The organism is Agrobacterium sp. LAD9 (assembly GCF_003031125.1).
GTDB lineage: Bacteria > Pseudomonadota > Alphaproteobacteria > Rhizobiales > Rhizobiaceae > Agrobacterium > Agrobacterium radiobacter.
This window is the reverse complement of sequence record NZ_PHGS01000014.1, coordinates 92,272-114,984: the sequence shown is the minus strand read 5'-3', so window position 1 is coordinate 114,984 and position 22,713 is coordinate 92,272. Positions and strand designations below refer to the sequence as shown.

Genomic DNA, 22,713 nt, shown 5'->3' with positions numbered 1-22,713 from the left:
TGGTTGCGCCGGGTTTTATCAAAACTGGAGTGGTTAAGCTACTCCAGTTTTTATTTTATCTGAGCCCGAGAATCTCTTCAATAGCAGTTCCGAACGGCGGTCGCCATTTTCCAGCGACAATATTGCCCTTGGGATAAGCGCTTTCAACGCTTAACCGTATCTGATGGAAGTTGGGCATTCCACGTCGCGATGTTTTCTCTAGCTTCAGAAAAACATAGTATTTCTCCCCTGGTTTGACTCCTTTCAAACCAAGTTGGAATACTTTGAAATTATGCTTCCCGGAGACTTTCTGTATTTGCTTGTTCGGCCTTTGGATGAGTGCCTCGACAATGGTCGGAACGTGTACCGATAATGAATGGCGCGGTATATCAAATACGCGCCATTCATTTCTTTCACGAACGCTCCACATTTCAGGAGGCGGTTCCGTCGGTGAAGCCTCAGTGTAGCAGTGGCAAGCATATTTTATTTCGATCTCTGCTTGAACCAGTTGCTTCTGCTCCCCGATCCATGCGCCCATCTGAAGCACCCGGCCAGTCATATGCGAAATGTCATATTCAACGTTACAATGCTTGATCTTCAAAAATATGGCCTCAGAATAACACGCCATCCACCAATACGGGGTGCTCAAGTCGTTGGTACGACTTCAAAATTAACGATATGTCAACTCGCTCGTTACGAGAACTTGCCATAATGACTCGACTCCCAGCTAAAAGCTGGACACGTGGTCCAGTATGTTCAAATCGATGCGAATAGAGCGCGGACCTTTCCTTCCGTCCCTCCGACCGAGCTATCCTCCTATGTCTGCATGACACCGGAAATCTGAACGTACTCAAGAAGCGGATTTTTATCCTGAATTACGATCGTCGCTAAAATCCGGGAATTGCGCGACGCCGCTACGGCGAAGTAGGATGGACAGTGGACATTCCCGTGTTGGGGGAGATTGTATGACGGGACGGATCGAGGCTCTGATGCCTTCACCGCTGCCAGACCAGATCGCAGAGCTGGAAAGCTTGGTTCGCCGCATCGTCGATGATGTTGAGGGCGGCCGGGACTGTGATGCGCTGATCGCGCGGATCGATGCGGAGGCTGGCTCTCCGGGATACACCCATGACACCTTCGCCGAGCTTCACGGCTGGACGAGTCCTCGGGAGTTCGCGGAGCTCGTTGCCCTGGGGCGATCCCCCTCGGTGTCCGACCTGACAGAGCAGGAAATCGCCGAGTGTCTGCGCCTCTTGACCGGCGGAGACGAGGCGCAAACCCACTTCTATCTCGGCGTTCTTGAGAACAGCTTCCCACACATCCCCGTCAGCGACATGATCTTCCACCCGAAAGAGGAGCTACCGACCGAAGAGTTGGCAGCGGAAATTTTCCGACGCGGGCGGGCATTCGGTCCCATCCTGCTCTGACTGGCCAATAGTCGAATGTCCGCTGAGAGCGCGGAAGCAGCTATGCAGCTTGCGTAGGAGCATCGAAGCTGAAACGGTCGTCACTTCACCGCGCCGTTAGCGATCAAGACCTCGATAAACGATCCATCGCCAGTTTCCCTTGCGAAGGAAAGAGCAGTCTCACCATTGTGTCCTTCAGCATTCGGATCAGCGCCGTTAGCAAGAAGCGCGGTCACGACATCCGGACCATTTTGCTGGTTGTTTGCCTGCATAATCAAAGGGGTCCATCCTCTTTTGTCGCGAGCCTCGATATTTGCGCCTCGTCCCACAAAGAGTGGGACAGCTTCCGGGTCAGTGACGATGTGGAGAATGGTGACGCCCTCATCGTTCACGGCATTGATGTCTGCTCCATTTGCAAGCAGAAGGTCGATCACTTCCTCATCGGGATACATGTCGAGCAAGTGTATCGGCTGGAAACCATATTCGTCCCTCGACGTCGCCAAGCCTGGTTCGGTCGCAAGCATCGTCCGAACTGTTTCCACTTCGCCCACATGGACGGCGTCGTGGAAAGTCCTCACTGCGTCTCCGTCCGCCGCAATGGCTGAACTGATAGAAATTCCCAAAACCGCCAGAAATCGATGAAACCAGTGAAACACCGTTACCTCCTAGATATACACGACGACATTCTCCACCAATGCGGCTAGTCGGTGAAGGCCGCTTGTGAGGTGGCACTTAACGCTGGAAGTCCTTGTAGATGTAGAATTCGTCGTGCGGTAACCCACCATATTTCCTGCCCTGGTCTAAGGGATCAGTTTGTCCGAGCCTCTGAATTCTCAACGATAATAAAACTTGAGAATAAAATACAACTTTTTATTGAAACCTGTGTGAAAACCGGATTTAAGATTTTTTGGTACCCGTCCTCAGTTGGCTGAAGCAATCCTGAGATGGGCGGGGCGAAGGTTCTGCCGGTTACTGATGATGGTAGTGTGGGCGAGAATATATCACTGGGCGGACAAAGTGTTATTGAATATCAAGGAATATCTTCTAAGCGAACGATTTTTTTTGGACGCCTTGTTATCTGCCTGTTTGTATTTTTGCTTCTTTTATTACCTGCCTTACTTAATAAAATCCACTTTTTCCAGAGAAATAAAAACGGGGATCGGCTTGTATAGAGCTGCAGAAAAACCATTTAAATATTTTTCTTTTCTTCTCTTCAACGTAGCGCTGTTCCTCGTCACAGGATTTGGTGCGTTTGTAATTCTTCGTCACAGATATGGATTTTTCTAAGTGAGCGGGCAACTCGTGACCTTGCATCGAAGGGATCGGTTTTCAGAATGTGTGAATTTTCAATGGCAACAAAACATGAGTAAAAATCACAACTTTCTATTGAGTCTCAGACCAAAACCGGATTTAGATTTCTCCGACTACACGTGTTTGCGTCGATTGAAACGATGCTGTCACAGGGCGGCGAAAACTAGATAGTAGCACTGATATTAGCATCGCCTATCAGTAAGCTATTTGGAGTATGGAGAACAAAAATGATTTTAACGATCAAAGATTATTTTTTAAGTAGAGATTTTTTCTTTGATTTACTTATCGTTGCCTGCCTGTATTTCTGCTTGTTTTATTACATTCCACATTTGTTTAAATCCATCAAGCGTGGAGAGATTGCCGCAAATGTAAATATATACAGCAGAAAATCAAACCCTATATCCTACCTAATTTTTCTCGCAATCAATTTCTTTCTGTTTCTTATAACTGCAATTGGGGCGGTTCTTATACTCGATATCCGAATAGAGTTTCTTGGCTAAGGTAAGGGAAGCTGATGCCTACATTTATTGAAGATTTTCGCCGCAACCTGAGTAATAATCTGACGAAACCTTTCCACAGTACCCCTGATGCCGTGGCCACGGGCTACTCTGCCTATGTAGGAGTTTCCAGTGGATTGATTGAGGGTGCCCTGAAGGGCGGCATCAAAAGTACAGCGGCTGGAAAGCTGGCACTTTCTCTCAGAGCTATCGAAGATGTGGTTGTCTCTGTTGCAGTAGGTGCCACTGATCGCGATCTCAGCGGTGTGGCAAATGTTGCCGGGGGAATATTTGCCAGCGCTGTTGTGGGTATTATAGTAACGCCGAGTTTAACAGGGGTGGCCGCCGTTGTCGTGGCCGGGTATGTCGGTTCTGCGGCGGCTGAAGCTCTCTACGACACGGTCAACGAACACTACCCAAATGCGTCGGCCGATCTTTATGAATTTACAGCAAACTTCGCCTCAGATTTGCGAAACGCGGTCACGGATGCCGCCGGACGATATTCCATCGGAGACTTCTTCCAGTCGATTGAATCGATGTGGGATGATGAGAGTGGTGATTCGGAGCCAAAGCCCGCTTCCACGTCTCCGGAGGGGGTGCCCTACGAAAACTCAACCGTATTAGAACCGATCATCCTCAAGGGAGAGCCAGATGCACCCCGGGTATATATTGTGGAATCCTGGTTTGACCCTGTCGTTCTCGATCTGACTGGCAACGGCCTCAATATAACCTCGGTCGGTTCGTCAAATACCTATCTGAACATGGAGGGAAACGGGCTACAGCACAAAACCGCTTGGGCAGGAAGCGGCAACGGCGTGCTGGTGCTCGACCAACAGGGGTCGGGAGACGTGAATTCTCCGGAAGCCTTTATCTTTACGTCCTGGGACCCAACGGCAAAATCAAACACCGAGGCTCTGGCCAACGTTTTCGACACGAACGGAAACGGCATGCTTGATGCGGGTGACGCACGCTGGTCCGAATTCAAGATACTTGTTTCGAATCCCGACGGCACGCAGCAACTCCAGACCCTTGACCAACTGGGGATCGCGTCCATTGACCTGTCGACCGACAATAATCGGACGGTTTTGGGAGACGGTTCGGTCGTACTGGGTCAGGGAGGATACACCCGGACGGACGGTACGACCGGTACTATGGCCGATGTTCAGTTTGTTTATGATGGTCAGGGCTACATCGTCGACAGGGAGACTATCGTCAACCCCGATGGTTCGACATCAATTTTAACGTCCGCCTTCCATCCCGATGGGAGTGTTGCTTACAAATCGACACTGGTCACGAGCGCTGATGGGCTCACGAAATCCTTAGAGTATGACATTGGTGGGGATGGCGTTCTCGATACCCGCCAAACAGAGGTCACGACGATAAACAGCGCTGGAGATCGCACGCAAACGATTTCCAACTACGCGCCAGACGCCCGCTTGCTGAGCAGGGAAGCTACGTCAACGAGCGCGGACAAGAAAAACGTCACAATCACACGCGATCTGGATGGTAACGGCAGCGCAGATCAAGTTGAAACGCGTATAGTCGGGTCAGACAACAGCACCACTACCACGATAAGATATCTCAATCAGGATGGCTCTCAAAAGGAGGCCATTTCCGTCTTCTCGAATGCAAGCGGAACCGCTTCAAGCGTAAAATCCGATTTGAATGGCGATGGCATTTTCGACGTCATCGAAAATCGTGCCGTCACTCTTAATGGCAATGGAAGCAGGACGGAAGAAGTCCTCACCCAATCAAGTAACGGAACCGTCAGCCAACGCGTGGTGACGACGACCAGTGCTGACGGACGCTCGAAAGAAATACTGACGGATAAGGACGGTAATGGCGTCGCCGAGAGCAAGCAGAATTCTGGAATAGTTGTCGCTGCCGATGGAAGCTCGATAACAACCCAAAATAATCTCAACGGCGACGGGTCGTTGCGCAGTGGTCTTGTCACCACTCTGAGTGCGGATGGCTTGAGCAAGACCGTCAAAGCCGATTTTGACGGAAACGGCGTTTTCGATCTCGTCACAGAAGAAATCACCATCATAAACGTGGACGGTGGGCGAACGAAAACGATTGTGGAATCGAATGCCGATGCCAGCCTCCTGGCCAAATCGATTTCAAACTGGAGCGCCGACGGCAAAACGAGATCGGATACTTTCGACACCGATGGAGATGGCGACCCGGACTTCGTGGAATCGGTTTCTGTTCTGGCAACCGGGGAATCCGAGAATGTCGCCAGCGTGTTCAACCCGGACGGTTCTCTCAAAACCAGAACGACGACCATCACGAGCGCCGATGGCCTGACAACGACGATTCTTTACGCCGGTAATGCTGCTGGAACGACGGATCGGACGCAAATACGCCAGTCAGCCGCGAATTCCGATGGGAGTTCCACAGTCACGACGAGCCAATACAGCGCCTCTGGCGTTTTGCTCGACAAGATGGTCATCACAACGAGTGCGGATGGTCTGGAGAAAAATACCCAGTGGCACAATGCCGGTTCCGGAACAATCAGCCGCTCGACGAACGAGACCGCCACCCTTAACCCTGACGGTAGTCAAACACAGACGGTGATCGAATATCATGCTAATGGCTCCGTGCGCGCGACGGTTATTTCGACGCTCAGTGCCGACCGGTTGAGTTCGATATCCCGATTTGATGCAAACGGCGATGGCCACCTTGATCGCCAGATCGAGCGAGTGACTGCGAGCGACGGCAGCTTCATTGAAACCGTGTCCGGCTATAATCCTGACGGGTCTCTGAAAGATCGTACGATCACCACGCGCTCAGATGACAATCTGAATACCGTTGTCCAGAGGGACGCAAACGGGGATGGCGTTTACGATCAAAAACAGAGCACAAGTGTCGTCCTGAATGGCGATGGCAGCAAGACGACCATCGTGACTGAATTCCACCCGAATGGCTCGACAAGTTCCCGATTGGTAACAACCGTCAGCGGAAACGGGCTTATTCGTGTCGTGGAATATGATCGCAACGGCGATGGTGTTGTTGATGAAAAAATTACCGACACAACTGTTCTGAAAATTGACGGTGGCAAGACCCAGACGATAACGCACTGGAATGGCGACGGCACGGTCAAGCAACAGAGCGTCACGACCACCAATGGCAACGAACTCTCGCAGACCGCCACCGTTGATAAAACGGGCGCGGGAAGGATCGACAACACTTGGACTGAAGTCACAGTCTACAATGCTGACGGCAGCCAGACGCATACCATCACGGAGTTTCATCGTAACGGCTCTTTGAAAGAAAAGACCGTCAAAACCACCAGTGCCAATGGCAATGAGACCGTCGTATACGATCTTGATGGCGATACCACTACAGATCAGCGGAGCGTGACTCACATCGCAGCCAACGGCGATGTCGTAACAACCGTGACCGACTACAACAGTGACGGTAGCCTGCGCGATAAGGCGATCAGCACCACTGGTTCCGATGGCCGATCAATGACCCTTGAGCGGGACACGGACGGTGATGGAACTATTGACCTGACCGAAACTCTCTCGGTTGTTTCCAATCAGGATGGTAGTCAGACCGAAACGCGCTCCAGCTTCAATGGGGATGGCAGCCTCCGTGAAAAGGTCGTGGTTACGACATCGGTAGATGCCCAGGCGGAGACAACACAATGGGACACAAATGGGACCGGCGGCTTTGACCTCACCCAAACGAAAACATCGGTTTTGAGCGCGAGTGGCGAAAGCACCGAGACGGCTTCTATTTTCGACAGTCTTGGTGCCTTGCAGGAACGGGTTGTCACAGCGGTCAGCTCGGACGAGCGGACAACGACTGTCACCACTGATAAAAATGGCGACGGCCACGTTGATCAGACACAGATATCCGTCCACGATTCAGCCGGAAACACCGTCGTGACCACGTCTGATTTCAACACGGGCGGTGGCCTTGAACGTCGTCTCACGATCACGACAGGCGACGACGGTCTCTCCAAAACTAGGCACTGGGACACTGACGGGAACGGTTCAGTCGATCAGACGCAAATCGATGTCACTGTACTGAATTCCAATGGCAGTCAGACGCAGACGGTCAGCAATTTCACTTCGAGTGGCGCGCTCGCTGACCGGACCGTCGTGACGACAAGCGCCGATGCCGCGACAACCACGTATAATTGGGACAATAACGGCGACGGAATTTTTGATCAAAGCAAAACTGAAACACTGACCGTTGGCCCCGATGGAACCCGCACCCAGGTAACTTCATACTTCAAGGCCGACGGTTCACTTGAAGCTCGATATGAAGAATCGACCAGTGATGATGGCCTGTCTATTGCCAAACGATGGGACAAGGATGGTGACGGTACATTCGAGGAAACTGCATCTGACGTAACCGTCCTGAACAGTGACGGTAGCACCACACAGACGATCAAGGATAACGAGTTATTCGATACTGTAGTTTCCACCAGTGCAGACGGACTCACCAAAACAACCACGGCAGTAGGCTACCACCCTACGGGTCTATATGAAAAAGTATTTGCAGTCGAAAATGCCGACGGTTCTAAGCTTGAAATACGTGAGGAGTCGAACTTCAAGTCTGTGACGCGCACGAGCGCCGACGAACGCACAATAGAGGTGACGCATTACAATTTGCTAACCAACACCGTTAGCCAGGTGTCCGAAACCAAAACCGCTGTGGACGGAACAAAAACCGTTACCGTTGAGAGTTTCAACCATTTGGGGGTTCTCACAGACCGTCAAATATCGGTTACCAGCAGGGATGGCCAAACCATTACCGACTACATGGATATCAATGGGGACGGCGTTACTGATCGCATAGAGCGTGACATCTCCACGACCAGGGCGGATGGAAGTGTTGTCAGGACAGTCGTAGAAACCAACAGTGACGGTTCTATCCGGGAAAAGACAATCATTACGACGTCCGCCGACGGAAGATCATCCGTCTTGCAGCAAGATTCTGCGGGAATAGGATATTTTGACCACGTCGAGACGACAACCTATGACGCCAGCGGCGCGTCGAAAACACTATACCAAACATTCCTGGCCGACGGCTCCCTTTTTCAAAGCTGGCAGAAGTTCGTCAGAACGGACGGAAAAGTGACGACTATTGCAGCAGGTAACGGTGCTGCAACTGGCGACGTTGAGAAACATACAAGTGCAATCGACGGCTCAACAAAAGGTAACCTTACCCAAAGTAACCCAATTATGAGCGAAGCAACTACTTCGGTAAACACGTCCACTTCAAAAGACGGAAGATATTCGACCGTAGATACAATGAGGTACGACGTTCTCACTGAAGTGCCTTCCTGGAACTCCATTAGTTATAGCGTTGTTTGGGGCGATCTTAGAATAGAGTCCACGTCGGTAAATCTGGACAACACACGATCAATCCAAGCCTTCGGATTCGATCAGGATTTTGTACAAACCTATGAAGAATATGGTTGGATCGGAAGCAATGGAGAATCCCGATTCACGTTAAACAGCAGCGCAAGTGGATTGCATATAAAAGTAGAAGGTGACTATAATTCCATAGCCTTTTCCAATGATTTGCTTCCCGACATGCCTATATTTAATGGCGATTTGTCGCCGGGTAGCCTCGTTCGGCCTAGTATTAGTAGCTCAATGATTTCCATCGCCGGAAACACGAATTCGATATGGGTCGACAACAGCACTATTCTGGTTGCAAAAAATGCGGCGGCGGCGATAAGTGGCAGCTCAAATATTGTTATTGCTGGAAGTAATGCGGATATTGCGGTGACCGGCAGCGACAATCGAGTTATTCGAACGCAGGCTGATATCTCGGGTAATAGAAGTATAGATTCGCGCCACTATGAGGATGTTCGCCTAGATAATAAATATAGCTTTGACTACATTGCAGCAAACAAGACGCAGAAGTCGTATCTCGAGGCTGACAAGATACCGGTTATCATATTCGGGACTAGAGATGGCATCGGAGTATACACTGTTACAACACACGTTTTCCTTAACGGGCCTATTCCCTCCTCGGGTAATTGGAAAACCTATGAGGCGATTTCGGTGAATGATGCTCGAACCTATGTCGGCGGTTATCCTGCCTTGAAGCTCGAAGCCGATGGCTATGTTGGTTACGATGGTGGGCAACGCGTTGGCGGTAGTGTCGAGGGAAATTGGGTCACGGCACTCGGCGACCGCTCCGTCTCGATTGTCGGCTCAAATATGAGGCAAGCCATCGATTACCTCACCGGAGGCAACGGTAGTGACATTATCGATGGGCGGGCCGGAGAAGCCGATATCCTCCAAGGAGGCGCAGGTGATGATACGATTTATTTCGATGCTGCTAGCTATGGAAAGCCCGGAGGAACATTGCTGCCGCAAGCCATCGACGGAGGTTCCGGCTACGACACTGGTATCGTGACCTCGACGGGAGATGTGAATATATCGCTCGCAACAGGAAATTTCGAGGCGTTAATATCTAACAGTGGGAACGACACGATCACCGGAAATCCAAACGCCGCAGGATACATTGATGGCGGCGCTGGAAATGACACCATCATCGGCGGTCTGCTTGACGATATCTTGTTAGGCGGTACTGGACATGACGCGCTTCACGCGGGTCAAGGCCATGATTTCCTCATCGGCGGCTGGGGAAATGATTTTCTGAGTGGCCAGGATGGAAATGACGTCCTTAATGGCTCAGATGGGAACGACGTGCTCAATGGTGGGTCTGGCAGCGACACCTTTATTTTTAATCTGGGCTTCGGTCACGATACGATCCAGGACTTTACCAAGGGCCAGGACGTCATCGAGTTTGAATATGGATTGTTTGCAAACTGGCAGGACCTTGTTGCGAAGACGAGCCAGGTCGGTGCGGACACGAAAATTTCCTACGATGCGGAAAACTCCATTCTGATCCAGAACGTGGCATGGGCTCAACTTGGCGCTGACGATTTCCGTTTCGTTTAAGTAAGTGTCGGGATGACGATTTTGAAAGAACGTATCGGTTTTGCTCTGATACGTTCTTCACCCTGCGTTGCGTAGGAAGATGATCATATCTTCGCCTGCTGCCCTTTCTGGTAACCAGTCTATCTAGGCCGCCGGCTGCAAAGGAAACCGGCCGTCCGATTTACGATCCTGCCGACCTTTTGAAGCTTACAGCTACATCAACCGCGTTTGATCTAGCCGGTCTCGGGAGGCAGTACCCATTACAACATCGAGGTGATCTGGCTGCTTAGCCATCTCATTTGCGACACGATGGATAGTCTATTGCCAGTCGATGTTTGTTTACTTGAGGGAAGCTGCCTTTTCCGGATTCGGCGGGAAAGCTTGATTGATCCTCTTCCCGCGGAGCAGGTCCAACGCATACTGAAGCTGAAGGTCGTCCTTGACTTCAGGTGGTACGTAGGCAGAGGACCCCGAGCCGTCTTCAGTCTCGCTATGACCTTGGATGTGACCGCGCAGGTTTGTTTCCCCAGTGGCTTCCAGCTTGCCCAATAGCTCGGGTGGTAGCGGCTGTTCGACAGTGATGTCTGGTGTGATACCTGTCCCTTGGATCGATTTACCGGACGGCGTGTAGTAAAGCGCTGTTGTCAAACGTAGCGCGCCCACATCGCCCATTGGGATGATCGTCTGAACGGACCCCTTACCGAAAGAACGCGTTCCGATAACAGTCGCACGGCGCAAATCCTGCAATGCGCCGGCAACGATTTCCGAAGCTGAGGCCGACCCTCCGTTGACCAGCACAATAACAGGCTTGCCATCCGTTAAATCACCAGCGGTTGCACTGAAGCGTCGGGTCTCATCGGGATTGCGGCCCCGTGTGGAAACAACTTCACCGCGCTCAAGAAACGCATCCGAAACATTTATAGCCTGATCCAGCAGCCCACCCGGATTAAGGCGCAGGTCGAGCACATAGCCCCTCAGCTTGTCGGCTGGAATGTCTTTTTTAAGTTTGCTGATCGCGGCTTCCAGGTCGTCATAGGTCTTCTCGGTGAAGGAAACGACGCGGAGATACCCGACATCATTTTCGACGCGGGATTTCACGGCCTCTACGGCAATAATGTCACGCACGATTGTCAATTCAATCGGCTTGTCCGCGCCCTCGCGGATCAGTGTCAGCTTGATCGGTGTGTTAACCGGCCCGCGCATCTTCTCGACAGCTTCCTCCAGCTTCAGGCCACGCACCGGCTGGTCATCGATCTCGGAAATGAAGTCCCCGACCAGAACGCCAGCCTTCGCTGCGGGTGTATCGTCCATGGGAGCGATCACCTTGACCAATTCGTTCTCCATTGACACTTGAATACCAAGGCCACCAAATTCCCCCTTGGTTTGGGTGCGCATATCATCGGCGTCTTTGGCGTTCATAAAACTCGAATGCGGATCAAGCGATGACAGCATGCCGTTAATGGCATTCTCGATAAGCTTGTCATCAGTTGGCGGCGTCACATATTGCGCCCGTACACGCTCCAGTACTTCACCAAAAATCGCTAATTCCTTGTAGGTAGCCTCATTGGCGGCTTCGGCAGGTGCCACAGACGAATAAATGATGCTCATCGCAGTTGCGCTCATCAATGCGCCGGCGATGACAAGAGAAAACCTGCGGATCATTGTGTGCCTTTCCAAAATCTTGGGAGGTTCAGGACCGAGGACGGCGTACCACCTTTTCAAAATTTAATGTAAATCGTCGAACGATTTGTTTCCAGTGCTTCCGTTCGTGCTCGATAACGGGCGTAGCGTCTGCGGGAAACTCGAGGTGATCACGTTGATATTCCCGCAGCAACTGCATATCCGAGCGCGCAGCCGCGTGGCTTGACGGACACACTCGGAACTGTTGATTTCTGACGGACAGATTCGGCAGGAGATGGGATGTCCAACCAGATAATAGAAACCAGCCACGGGTCTATCGCTTTTATCGATACGGCAGGGACTGGTGTCCCCGTGGTGATGATCCACGCAAACTCCGTTTGCAAGGAGTCGTTCAAACCACAGATTTCGGCGCTGGCGGGCCTGCGACGTGTCATTGCATTCGATCTTCCCGGACATGGTGCCTCTGGAAACGCAGTCGACCCTAGACGTACCTACAGCATTCCCGGTTACGCGGACGCGCTGCTTGAAGCTTTGAAGGGCTTGAGCGTCGATAGGTTTGTCGCCGTCGGACACTCGCTAGGTGGCCATGTTGTCCTCGAAATGCTTGCAAGAGAGGCCTCTGTCGACGGCGCTTTGATTTTCGGTACCCCGCCAATCGCGAACAACCTTGACGGGCTGCAAGCCGGATTTAAGCCGACCCCAGAGATGGAATATACGGGGAATGCAGTCTTGACCGAGCAGCAAATCGGCACGGTTATCGAACTCGCTTTGGGGCGCGGCGCATCTGGTGATCAATTCTTTCTTGATGCCGTTCGCCGAACAGATGGCCTAGCTCGCCAATATATGATCGAAGCTGCCATTGCCGGGGAGGGTAGCAATCAGCGGCACACAGCTGAGACGTCTACGATCCCACTTGCGATCATAAACGGTGAGGACGATGCAGTCATCAATTTAGACTACATCGATAGCCTCCATTTTGCGAACGTCTGGGGCGGAAAGCCGATCCGTATTCAGAATGCCGGTCATGCCCTACATTGGGAGCAGACCCGCAAATTCAACGAGGTGTTGCTGCGCTTTGAGGATTTTCTGGACGGGCGACTTCAAGGTCTTTAGCCTTTCCTCGCCACCTATCCATAACTTCATCGAAATCAATTTCGCGCCATTCTGAATTCCATTCTTGCAAGTAGTTCACACTTCGAGAATGCGGCTCTGGCATAGGTAAAGAAAAACGTCCGATGGTGGGCATCAACGGTGCATCACCAACTGCAAGGAACTCACCTTGACCCAAGTTGGGAAGCAGATCGCCGATCCCAGCAGACAAATCTGGGAGAAGCGACTTCACGTAACTCTGGTCGATCGAGTTGGTTAGCCTCAAGGAGATGAAGTTGCTGCATTGCGAGAAGATGGTTTCTGACACTTCTGAAGGACGCTGGCTCACAACCATGAGCGTAACACCGTACTTACGTCCTTCCTTTGCAATGCGCTCGATTGACATCCTCGAAGAGTCGTATCGCGCGCCGCCTGAGCGTGGGAGGTAATTGTGCGCCTCTTCGCAGACGACCATAATAGGTACGTCGCTCACGTGGCCTTTTACATGTCGATTCTTAGAATAATGGAAGCCGAAGTCGAATATCATTCTCGAGATTAAGCTTACCACGATACTCAAGACTTCGAACGGAATGCCGCTCAGGTCAACTATCGAAATGTTAGCCTTGTTTATATACCCGATGAATTGCCGTACGACATCGGCGAAATCATTGGTTTCAAGCTTTTTGCCATCTGGTTTGATGGGATAGAACAGGAAGCGCAGTCGGGGGTCGGCGAGGCGCGTCCGCAGCCGTAGGATCAATCTGTCGAACTCGCCGTGGAAGGGACCGTTAGAGGCTTTCGTTGCGCTCGAGGTTGAGGACGGCACGAATTCATACGCTCTATCGAAATAGAACAGGTCCCGGTTTTCGATGAGTGTGTTGTCTGCTAACTTCGGTTTAAATTCTCCAGTCAGTTTTCCAATCACCTCAGAGTTCATATTTTCCAGGTAGGTGACAACCTCGTCGATTGAAAAGTAGACGGGCGTATCGAACGAGATGTTGGAGAGTGCCTTATTATGTCGGACTTTGTTGCGAACAACTGCGTGCCTGAATTGTGAAATCTGGTTGTGAGAGTTGACCTCATTGCCTTCAATAAACATTTCCTCGAGCTCTTGGGCGTTCATCAGCCAGTATGGAAGCTTGAGTGTGTCAACGTCTAAGAGATTGAGAGTGAATTTCTCCGTCTCTGCGAGTTTGAATGCGGCGGCGTATTCGGCATGTATGTCGAAGATGACGACATGGGCATTTTTCTGCGAGGCTTTGTGTGAATTGGCCTCGGCCTCAATGCCGACTACGGTTTGTAAAATCTTCGCGACAGCACATGACTTCCCTGAACCTGTGGAACCTACAATTGCAACGTGCTTGCTAAAGAATCGATCTCCATCAATCTCAAGTTTCACCTCTGGGGCAATGCCGAGCGAGCCAAGCGGAAAAGCCGCGTTAAGGTGTTTAGAAAATATGTCGCTCAAGACCTCTGGCGGCGTAACGTAGGCGTATTCTGTAGGTACTGGCAGAGAATGCGCTCCACGGGTAAAGTCGGCATCGCCGGTCACGGTTCCGATAGGCTGACTGTCGATCTGAAAGCGAAAACCAAAGCTATCGGTATCTTCTCCGTCTGTCCCGCTAAGACGGCTGTCTATGCGGGATGCACGAACAGCGGTTATGGTTGCGAGTAAATGAAGATTGTTGCCGGAGGCAATGAGCAGATACTGGCCAACCCCGAGCTGAGATTTGTTAGCTTCAAATTCAGATGCGCTTGCGATCTCGACCCTAATTTGCGATGGTGAGCTCTCGGTTACGCTCCCGATGGGATTTTTCAGTTCAAGCATAATCGCTCCGTAGCTGCAGCGCATATTCAAGGTCAGAAAGGCGCTCGATTTCAAATTGGTGGACGTTGACGTCGGCGTGCATCCAAGGGTCCTCCGCTACATTGACTAAAAACAGCTCGTCAGGGCGAACTGATAAAGGCCCGGTAATCGCGTCGCGCTTCGCTAAGCGTACGTTGAATTCGATTGCGAACGGCTTTTCGCGGAGAATCGGCTTCCTAAGTAGCTCTTCGGCACGAAAAGAGGTCCCAATGAACCCGTCAGCACACCTCAGCCCAGCGTCGTGAACGCGGGTAACAAGCGCGCCGACATCGTAATCGCCGGAGATTGCGAATAGCGGTGGGTTATTGTGGAGAAATTTACTGCTGTAATTTTCGGCGAACTTGCGGATGAAGCGTACGATGTCCTTATCGAAGTTATCGATATTGGTCGGATCGATTACGAAATGGCGGCGGCGGGAGTTCCGATTGAGGTTGCTTTTCAGCTCCTTTCTCAAGCGCTTGAAAATCTGTTCGCGGGTTGCAAGTTCTCGAGTCCAGCGGGTGAAGGCAACGTGCTTTGCGTCGCGCAGAGACGCCAAAAAAGCAGCGGGGTCGACTGTGCGGTCGGAAATTGCAGACTTGGTAGCCAAGTCCACGATGCGCTGTATCGCTGTTGGAAAAATAATGGCGTCGATGTCGTCAGGTGAGAAGCCTTTTGCCTTCAACGACGCCAGCACCGTTTTTTGAAGCTCCTCAGCCGACTGACCGAACTCTATAGTCAATCGGCTGAGGAACAGGTCATAATCAGCGGACCGGTCGATCCGGTTCACGATCTTGACCAGCGCGTCTGCCGTTGTCGACAACACTAGATCGAGTTCCTCTCGCGTAAGGGACCGTGTGCCGCTTTCGTTGGGGAAATGACAAAACAGGCGGTAATGCACGGTTGGAACACTCGTGTAGTGTGCCGAAAAGTGCTCGAGCATGAGAAGGATGGGCTTATATATTTTTCCAAGCGTGAATTTCTCGGATTGCTCGTGATATTTGCATTGGACCGCTGTCGTGATGCTGGACGCGTGCACATCGATGTCTTCGATAGCGCCTTCGATCGTAATCGTCGCTCCTTCGCCAGCGGCGATTATCTCTGAGAGATACCTCAGAAATTGATAGACATAGCCTTTGATGGAATATTCTGCTGTCCTACCCACACCTGCCCCACATCCTCGTGTACCTAGAGCAGATCCTGTTCAATCCGGGTCATATCCTGCAGCCCGGAAGTAGTTTGCGCATTCTGCGGATGTGAAGCGGGGGATCAATGTGCCGACCGTATCCCATAGAGCATCGATCTTTCTCTCCGCCCGAGCCCGCAGCATGGCTTTTAATTTGGAGAATGCGTTTTCAATGGGGTTGAAGTCTGGGCTATAGGGCGGCAGGAACATGAGTTTGGCGCCGGCGCGCTCGATGGCGTCGCGCACCCCGGCTGCCTTGTGGGCCGGCAGGTTATCCATAACGACGACGTCGCCGGTCTGAAGGGTCGGCGAGAGCACTTGCTCGACATAGGCCAGGAAGACATTGCCGTTCATCGCTCCATCGTAAACGAAGGGTGCGGTCATGCCTGTGAGGCGGAGCGCGCCGGTGAATGTCGTTGTTTTCCAGTGGCCATGCGGCACGCCAGCTCGGCAACGCTCACCTCGAATGGCACGCCCTCGCAGACGCGCCATCTTCGTCGAGAGACCGGTTTCGTCTATAAAGATCAGCTTCTCCGGATCGAGGTCGAGCTGCCCTTCAAACCAGGCTCGCCGGCGTTTCAGGACGTCCGGCCGGTCTTGCTCCAATGCATGTGCGGACTTTTTTTAAACGTCCAGCCGCGGCCCCGCAGCCAGGCACCGAGCGCGCTTCGGCTGATACCTACCTGCCGCTCAACAGACAGACGCTCGACCATTTCATCGAGCGTCACGTCCTTCCGGTCGTCGATCATGGCCACGACAAACGTCTCATGTGCATCAAGGACCGATGGCCGTCGCCAGCCTTGCGGCCGGGACGTAGGTTCACCGTCACTCGCTCGTGCGATCCACCGGATCGCCGTCGAAATCCCAACCCCGAACCGCGCCGCCGACTGGCGCGCAGACATGCCCGCCGCAGACGCTTTTAACACGCGTAGTCGAAGATCATCGCTCAGTGCTCGTCCCATCAGCCACCTCTTTCGCAGTGGATGTTGAATCAGCTTCGGCTCGCCCCGTCACTTCACAATCGATTCATCGATCACAGGATCTGCTCTAGAGCCGCACTTCGTGATCAGAGCGGAGCCTATTTCCCAAGGTAAACGAATCACATCACGACGATACATAGCAACTTGTAGTTTTGCGAGATGTGAATAGCGCAGGGACTTGCTGAAGCAGTGTGTGGAACGCGGAAGTTTGACGGTAAACCAAAACAGCATAGGCGGAGACTATAGTCCGACCTGTTCTCAGCTGTCAGGTGAACGCAACGCCGCCGGTGTTTTATTAAGGTTTGCCGGCCATAACTCTCTTCAAGGCAGACAAAGCGTTTTACGCAATGCCCGCCTTGAAGATCAGTAATACTACTAATGACTACTGATTGGATGATGAGTGTTGAAATGGTTCGGGCGGCCTATCGGCTTCGTTAGGCCGCCCGCCTTCCATGCGCCTGCCGACCATCGGGAGAACTATGAAGCTGCATGCTGACCTGTTTCCAGTCGACCGTGCGGCATTCGATTGCAGCAGATCGCCAGCTCTCGTCTTTTAGGTCGAATATGCCGGGTAGGCTGAAATAGCGATCAATCTCCAAAAAGGTATCGATCCCAAAGCCTGCAAGTGGAAGCTCGTATGTAATCGCTGCCGCCGCAATTGAGACGTGGTATCCGAAACCGGGATGGGCTGCCCGCGGTTGAGGGAGCCAAATATTCTTCAGTTCACGGCACTCCAGCATGGCTGCGACTAATTTTGCCTTCTCCGGTTCTCGGCCGGTTACAAGAGGCCAACTGCTGTTGACCGAGGAAAGCCATTCGCGGAGTTCAGCTGCTTTCTGAGGATTCGTCCTCGAGGTCCTAAGGATTCCGCGTTGAACGTCAATCAAGGTCTCGGACGAGAACACGAATGTGTTCGTGGCAATGAATTCCAAGACGTGGGGCTTTTGGCGCGGTTTAGAAGCCTCGCTTACTAGGCAGGTCGTTGCCAGATATTTCAATGGCTTGCTCCGTTTTTTCGCAGTCACCGTTGACTGCGAAAGCGAAGATGCCTGGATTTCACCGGCGATTTATTAAAATCGGAAATTTTTCGGTCGAATTCTTGATTTTTTGTGAGGGCTGATGATGACCGACAAATCGCTCGAGGGTGCTATCTTCGAACGACAATTAACTCGTTCGTGATGCCGGGCTCATTCGGTAGCAACGCCGCGATTATATGGCATCAAACGTAAACAAAAAGTAACTCGTGAATTTGCGATCACCGAATTGGCGGCTTATGCCATCCGGTTTGATGACGGCTCCCGGTAACGGGCTTAATGCGCATCGTTTCACTATTTCGTTTTGCTTAATGTCTTGTGCTTGGTGAAGCCTTATTCTTTATCTCAGGCACACCTATCGGAGCATTTTGGCCCGACCAAGTGAAATAGCGACAAACCTATGGAGCGCAATCACGTGCGTTGGCGAAGGCCGGATCTGTTATTGAAAGGGTTGTCCCTGACGATCCAGACAAAGCAGAAAGGCTAGGTGAAAAAATCAAAGGAATAGTCGGGCAGAAAGCTTTCGATAAAATAGAGAGATTTGCCGATGCAGCCGATGATGAACTGTACAACAGGCGTATACAGAAAGAGAAAGATCCAGCTCGTCGCGCAATGATGCTCGGCGAAACAGCTAAACGGTCGGCAAGGCAGTTCATCCGTGACGACCGTTCAGGCGGTCGCAGCCTGTGATTTTTGTGCGCTTCCATCTTTATGGCCACGCTGATAGTGAGTGCCAAGGATTTAAGTCCGGCGGGTAGCTTCGAGCATCATGAGTTCGCGAAGTATGGCGTCGTTATCCTGATCGATATGCGGCGGTGCCCGATCGAAACGAACCGGAGTTGCGGACATTTTGAGCGGGTTGCCGAGCAGGCGGACGGTTTGTCCGTCCACGGTTTCCATGGGCATGATCATTTCACGCGCCAAGGTATGCGGATTGGTCACGACCTGATCGATCGTGGCGACCCGGCCCGCAGGGATTTCGGCATCGATAAGGCGCTGCTCCCAGCTTTCGGCGGTGTCGGCTTGCAGAGCCTCGGTCACAAGCCGGTCTAATGCATCGACATGAACAACGCGATCACGGTTGCGGCGGAAACGTTCGTCATGAACCAGTTCGGGCAGTTCGATAGCCCGTGCGAACCTCTCGAATTGCTGATCGTTGCCGACGGCGACGGCGATTTCTCCATCAGCGGTGGCGAAGGTCTGGTAGGGCGCGATGTTCGGGTGCCTGTTGCCGATCCGGCCGGGCACCTTTCCCGAAACCAGATGGTTCGTCGCGGCATTGATAAGCCAGGCAACTTGCGTGTCATAAAGCGCCAGATCGATATACTGGCCTTCGCCCGTGCGGTCGCGATGGCGGAGAGCGGCGAGAATGCCGACGGTGGCATACATGCCGCACATCACGTCGGCGATGCCAAGGCCGACCTTGAGGGGCCGGCCACCGGCCGTATCGCTTTCACCGGTGATGCTCATGATGCCGCCCATCGCCTGGACGAGAAAATCGTAGCCGGTTCTCTCGGCATAGGGTCCGGTTTGACCGAAACCGGAAATCGCACACCAGACGATATCCGGTTTGATCTTGCGAATATCCTCATAGCCCAGTCCGCGCCGGTCGAGATCGCCCGGCTTGTAGTTTTCGATCACCACGTCCGAGACAGCCGCCAGCCGCTCGACAAGCGCAACGCCTTCGTCGCTGGCGAGATCGATGGCTATCGATCGCTTGTTGCGGTTGGCGGACAGAAAATAGGCACTGAGATCACTGTCGCCGCCATCGGCATCTGGCACGAAGGGCGGCCCCCATCCGCGGGTGTCGTCGCCGACATCAGGGCGCTCGACCTTGATGACATCGGCCCCGAGATCGGCGAGCAGTTGCGTGCTGGTCGGTCCGGCGAGAATCCGCGACAGGTCGAGGATGAGCAGACCTTCGAGGCTGGCGGGTTTTTGATGGTCAGACATTAGGGATTCTCACGATTTCCAGGGTGAGCTTTTGAACCAGCGTACCAGGTAGGCGACGCCGATGAGTGTGGCAAAGCCGAACAGGTTGCCGACGGCTTCCGCCAAGGTGGTTCGCCCGGCATGATCGAGCGCGATACCTATCGGCTGGGCGATCACTATCCCGGTGATGAAGACCGCGAGCGACTGCTGGCCGATCACGGTCAGGACACGCACGCTGGATCCGCGCAACCGCGCGCCCTTTTCACCGACCAGATGAACGGCGATGTAGCAAAGCGCCATGAAATGGACGAAGCGCAGAAGGCCGAAATCGGTCTTGTCGGTCAGCGGAGCGATCCGCGCAGCGGCCATCTGGAAAAACGGATGCATCTCCTGAAACCGCACCCAGGCAAAAGGAATTGTTGCTATCAAGGTGATGACGGCCAGCCCCATCAGGCGGCGATCGAAACCCGGCGCTGGCAGGGTGCCGCGCATCAGGAAAAATCCGGTGAAGAACAGGAGCTGCCATCCGAACGGATCGAAGAACCAGGGACGATCGGACCATGGTTCGGCCGGGAGCTGCGTCAGCTCGAATTGCGTGGCGAGCCACAGGATGATCATGGCGGCAAATGGCAGGAAGCGGTGGATTTTTGACGCGAGGATCATCGCCGGCATCAATGCCAGAATGACGATATACATCGGCAGAATGTCGAAATAGTTCGGCACGTAGGTGAGGGTCAGCAGACCGACCAGCAGATGGCCCGGGTCCTGCATGAACGGCACGAGATTCAGGCTTTCGACGTAGGTGACGCCATCGTATCGTGTCCCCGCGCCGACCATGATGGCTGTGACGGCAATGAAGACGGCGATGTGAGCCCAGAAGATCTGCCAGATGCGTTGCGCCACACGCGCTATGAGGGCGACCGGACCGTTGCGGTCGAAAGTCGATCCGAAAGCGACGGCGGAAGCCATCCCGGACTGGAAGACGAACATCTCTGTCGCGTCTGAAAAGCCGAAGCGCGCCGGAATCCAGAGGGCCCAGTTATTGTTAGGGATATGCGCGAGAAGGATGATGAGCATGCCGACACCACGAAAAAAATCGAGGCGCGGATCCCGCGGACGCTTTGTCCTGTGACCGGCCGGCGGTGCCGCCGGGGCCAGATCAGAAGGCGTCGTCGTATGCGCTTGCGTCAAACCTGCAGGCGATGAGACTGAAGCCTTTGCGTTTACCGGCGGCTTCAAGCTCTCTACGAAATTCATCCTCATTCTCCACATTCACACCGTAGCCGCCGAAGCCTCGCGCGACGGCGGCAAAATCCGTTTCACCGAGCGTAACGCCAGCCGAAAGCAGGCCGGCGGATGCCTGCTTCATGGCGATCAGCGCAAGGCTGCGATCCTGGAACAGCACGATCGTCAGCGGCAGATCGAGATCGCGAACGGTCGCAAGTTCGCCTATCCCCATCTCGAGGCCACCGTCGCCCATCACCGCAAATATCCGCCGGGCCGGATCGGCGACCTGGGCGCCGATCGCGAGGGGTAGCGCGGCATTCATGGTGCAGAATCCCGCCGATTGGAGCAGCGACAGCGGTTTTGCAGCGATCCATTTCTGCGATAGCAGAATGCGGTGAGCCCCGCTGTCAACGGTGACCAGGCTGTCATCGCCTGCCGTTCGGTTCAGATGGTCGACGATCGCATGAGGGCCCCATGCAGTCCTGGTCGAGAAGAGCTTGTCGAGCTCCAGTTTCGCCTTGGATGGCTCGGCTCCTGTCCAGGTCTTGCGCTCGGTCACCATCGCATTCAGCGCCTGTAGCAAGGTCTTGGGATCGGCGGAAATCCGCGCGCCGGCATGATGCATGCCGTGATCGGACACCGCTCTGGTGATGTCCACCAGCTTCTCGCGATCCGCGACGAAATCCAGCCAGCCAAGGCGCATCTCGATCGGGTCGTAGCCAAGCATAAGCACGAGATCCGCGGTTTGGGCCAGTGGAAGCAGAACCTTGTCGGCAAGGGGCGACAGGCCGGCTCCGCCGAGCGCCAGTGGATGGTTCTCGGGAATGATGCCCTTTGCCTTGTATGTGGTGAGCACCGGTGCGCCGATCATCTCAGCCAGTCGCCGCACTGCCTGTCCGGCGCCCGTGCGCGCTGCTTCGAAACCGGCCAGTATCAATGGCCGTTCGGCTGTCCGGATCCGTTCTGTCAGGTAGCAAACAGCTGGATCCGTGACCGATGCAGGGGCATTGAACTGCGCTGGCGGTGAAATCACAGTTGTGTCGGAACTGAACGCTACCGCAACCGCTGGTGAAAGATCCAGATGCACCGGCCCCATGGATTCGGCCGTTGCGATCGCCAAAGCCCGCGCCACGGTCGAAGCGACGGCTTCCGGCTCGACTTCGAATGATGCTTTCACTAGAGGGCGTAGGAGCTGCGCATGATCGATCACCTGATGCGTATAGCGGGCGCGTGTTTGCCGGTCGACCACGCCCGAAATAACGATAAGGGGAATACGCTCCTGCGAGGCATCCGCGATGCCGTTCACGGCGTTTGCAAGACCGGGTCCGACGGTCGTCACCAGCAATTCAGGATTGCCACTGATCGTACTTGCGCCTGCCGCCATGATGGCGGCCGACGTTTCATGGCGCGCGAGGTGGAAGGTAATGCCTGAGGCCTGCAAAGCATCGATCAACGTGACGACTTCACCGCCGGGCACGCCAAAGGCATGACGAACGCCATGGGCATGAAGCGTCCTGGCGACGATGTCGGCAACTCTCGGCGTTACGAAGCTTTCAGCGGTCACTATCAATCTCTCGAATCTGGTGAAATGGGCAGTGCTCAGTGCTCACTAGTAACTGAAACCTTGCACGGTTAGAAAACCTGCCCGGTGGCTCGCGGAATCGGGCAGGC

15 protein-coding genes are annotated in these 22,713 nt (G+C 53.4%); 5 read left to right on the top strand and 10 right to left on the bottom strand.

The genetic code is table 11. The features are described 5' to 3' along the window. Window positions 1-55: 55 nt before the first annotated feature. On the bottom strand, window positions 56-517 hold the full coding sequence (locus DA915_RS15785; protein WP_153064570.1) for a hypothetical protein: 462 nt from the start codon (window positions 515-517) through the stop codon (window positions 56-58). Window positions 518-944: 427 nt separating this feature from the next. On the opposite strand from DA915_RS15785, the gene DA915_RS15780 reads away from it, so the two are divergent. Next, the gene (locus DA915_RS15780) at window positions 945-1,406 is read left to right on the top strand and encodes a hypothetical protein (protein ID WP_107676541.1); all 462 of its coding nucleotides are present in this window, start codon (window positions 945-947) and stop codon (window positions 1,404-1,406) included. A gap of 80 nt (window positions 1,407-1,486) precedes the next feature. Here the strand turns inward: DA915_RS15780 and DA915_RS15775 are convergent, their stop codons facing one another. Further along, the gene (locus DA915_RS15775) at window positions 1,487-2,041 is read right to left on the bottom strand and encodes an ankyrin repeat domain-containing protein (protein ID WP_107676540.1); all 555 of its coding nucleotides are present in this window, start codon (window positions 2,039-2,041) and stop codon (window positions 1,487-1,489) included. Window positions 2,042-2,329: 288 nt separating this feature from the next. Here DA915_RS15775 and DA915_RS28710 point away from each other — a divergent pair, with 288 nt between their 5' ends. Further along, window positions 2,330-2,557 (top strand): hypothetical protein, encoded by a 228-nt coding sequence (locus DA915_RS28710; protein ID WP_153064569.1) that lies wholly within the window; start codon window positions 2,330-2,332, stop codon window positions 2,555-2,557. A 653-nt stretch (window positions 2,558-3,210) separates the two neighbouring features. Further along, window positions 3,211-10,128, top strand: a complete 6,918-nt coding sequence (locus tag DA915_RS15760; protein WP_107676537.1) for a calcium-binding protein — start codon at window positions 3,211-3,213, stop codon at window positions 10,126-10,128. A gap of 318 nt (window positions 10,129-10,446) precedes the next feature. On the opposite strand, the gene DA915_RS15755 is transcribed toward DA915_RS15760, so the two are convergent. Beyond that, window positions 10,447-11,769 carry a S41 family peptidase gene (locus DA915_RS15755; protein ID WP_107676536.1) on the bottom strand — a complete coding sequence of 441 codons (1,323 nt, stop codon included), beginning with the start codon at window positions 11,767-11,769 and terminating at the stop codon, window positions 10,447-10,449. A gap of 258 nt (window positions 11,770-12,027) precedes the next feature. Here DA915_RS15755 and DA915_RS15750 point away from each other — a divergent pair, with 258 nt between their 5' ends. Next, window positions 12,028-12,861, top strand: a complete 834-nt coding sequence (locus DA915_RS15750) for an alpha/beta fold hydrolase (RefSeq protein WP_107676535.1) — start codon at window positions 12,028-12,030, stop codon at window positions 12,859-12,861. Here the strand turns inward: DA915_RS15750 and DA915_RS15745 are convergent. The 4 genes from DA915_RS15745 to DA915_RS28705 form a co-directional block, all read right to left on the bottom strand. Next, window positions 12,803-14,665, bottom strand: a complete 1,863-nt coding sequence (locus DA915_RS15745) for an ATP-binding protein (protein ID WP_107676534.1) — start codon at window positions 14,663-14,665, stop codon at window positions 12,803-12,805. The two genes, DA915_RS15750 and DA915_RS15745, sit on opposite strands and share 59 nt — an antisense overlap. Continuing rightward, window positions 14,658-15,848: a hypothetical protein gene (locus DA915_RS15740; RefSeq protein WP_107676533.1), complete on the bottom strand. Its 1,191-nt coding sequence runs from the start codon at window positions 15,846-15,848 to the stop codon at window positions 14,658-14,660. The genes DA915_RS15745 and DA915_RS15740 overlap by 8 nt, the downstream gene beginning before the upstream one ends. Before the next feature lie 39 nt (window positions 15,849-15,887). Then, window positions 15,888-16,831, bottom strand: a protein-coding gene (locus DA915_RS15735) for an IS630 family transposase (RefSeq protein ID WP_192886567.1) whose coding sequence is annotated in 2 segments (ribosomal slippage) — window positions 15,888-16,495 and window positions 16,495-16,831 — 945 coding nt in all. Because the reading frame shifts where the segments join, the coding sequence is not laid out codon by codon here. A gap of 452 nt (window positions 16,832-17,283) precedes the next feature. Then, window positions 17,284-17,847 carry a hypothetical protein gene (locus DA915_RS28705; RefSeq protein WP_153064568.1) on the bottom strand — a complete coding sequence of 188 codons (564 nt, stop codon included), beginning with the start codon at window positions 17,845-17,847 and terminating at the stop codon, window positions 17,284-17,286. A 456-nt stretch (window positions 17,848-18,303) separates the two neighbouring features. Between DA915_RS28705 and DA915_RS15725 the strand changes: the two genes are divergently transcribed. Continuing rightward, window positions 18,304-18,573, top strand: coding sequence for a hypothetical protein (locus DA915_RS15725; RefSeq protein ID WP_107676531.1), 270 nt, complete (start codon window positions 18,304-18,306; stop codon window positions 18,571-18,573). Between the two features lie 51 nt (window positions 18,574-18,624). Here DA915_RS15725 and DA915_RS15720 read toward each other — a convergent pair whose 3' ends face one another. From DA915_RS15720 to DA915_RS15710, 3 genes are read right to left on the bottom strand one after another with little or no spacing between them, the layout of a single operon-like run. Continuing rightward, window positions 18,625-19,836: a CaiB/BaiF CoA-transferase family protein gene (locus DA915_RS15720; RefSeq protein WP_107676530.1), complete on the bottom strand. Its 1,212-nt coding sequence runs from the start codon at window positions 19,834-19,836 to the stop codon at window positions 18,625-18,627. 9 nt (window positions 19,837-19,845) lie between these two features. Further along, window positions 19,846-21,006 (bottom strand): OpgC family protein, encoded by a 1,161-nt coding sequence (locus DA915_RS15715; RefSeq protein ID WP_256387717.1) that lies wholly within the window; start codon window positions 21,004-21,006, stop codon window positions 19,846-19,848. Further along, window positions 20,975-22,606: a thiamine pyrophosphate-binding protein gene (locus DA915_RS15710; RefSeq protein WP_107676528.1), complete on the bottom strand. Its 1,632-nt coding sequence runs from the start codon at window positions 22,604-22,606 to the stop codon at window positions 20,975-20,977. Before DA915_RS15710 ends, DA915_RS15715 begins: the two co-directional genes overlap by 32 nt. Window positions 22,607-22,713 lie beyond the last annotated feature (107 nt).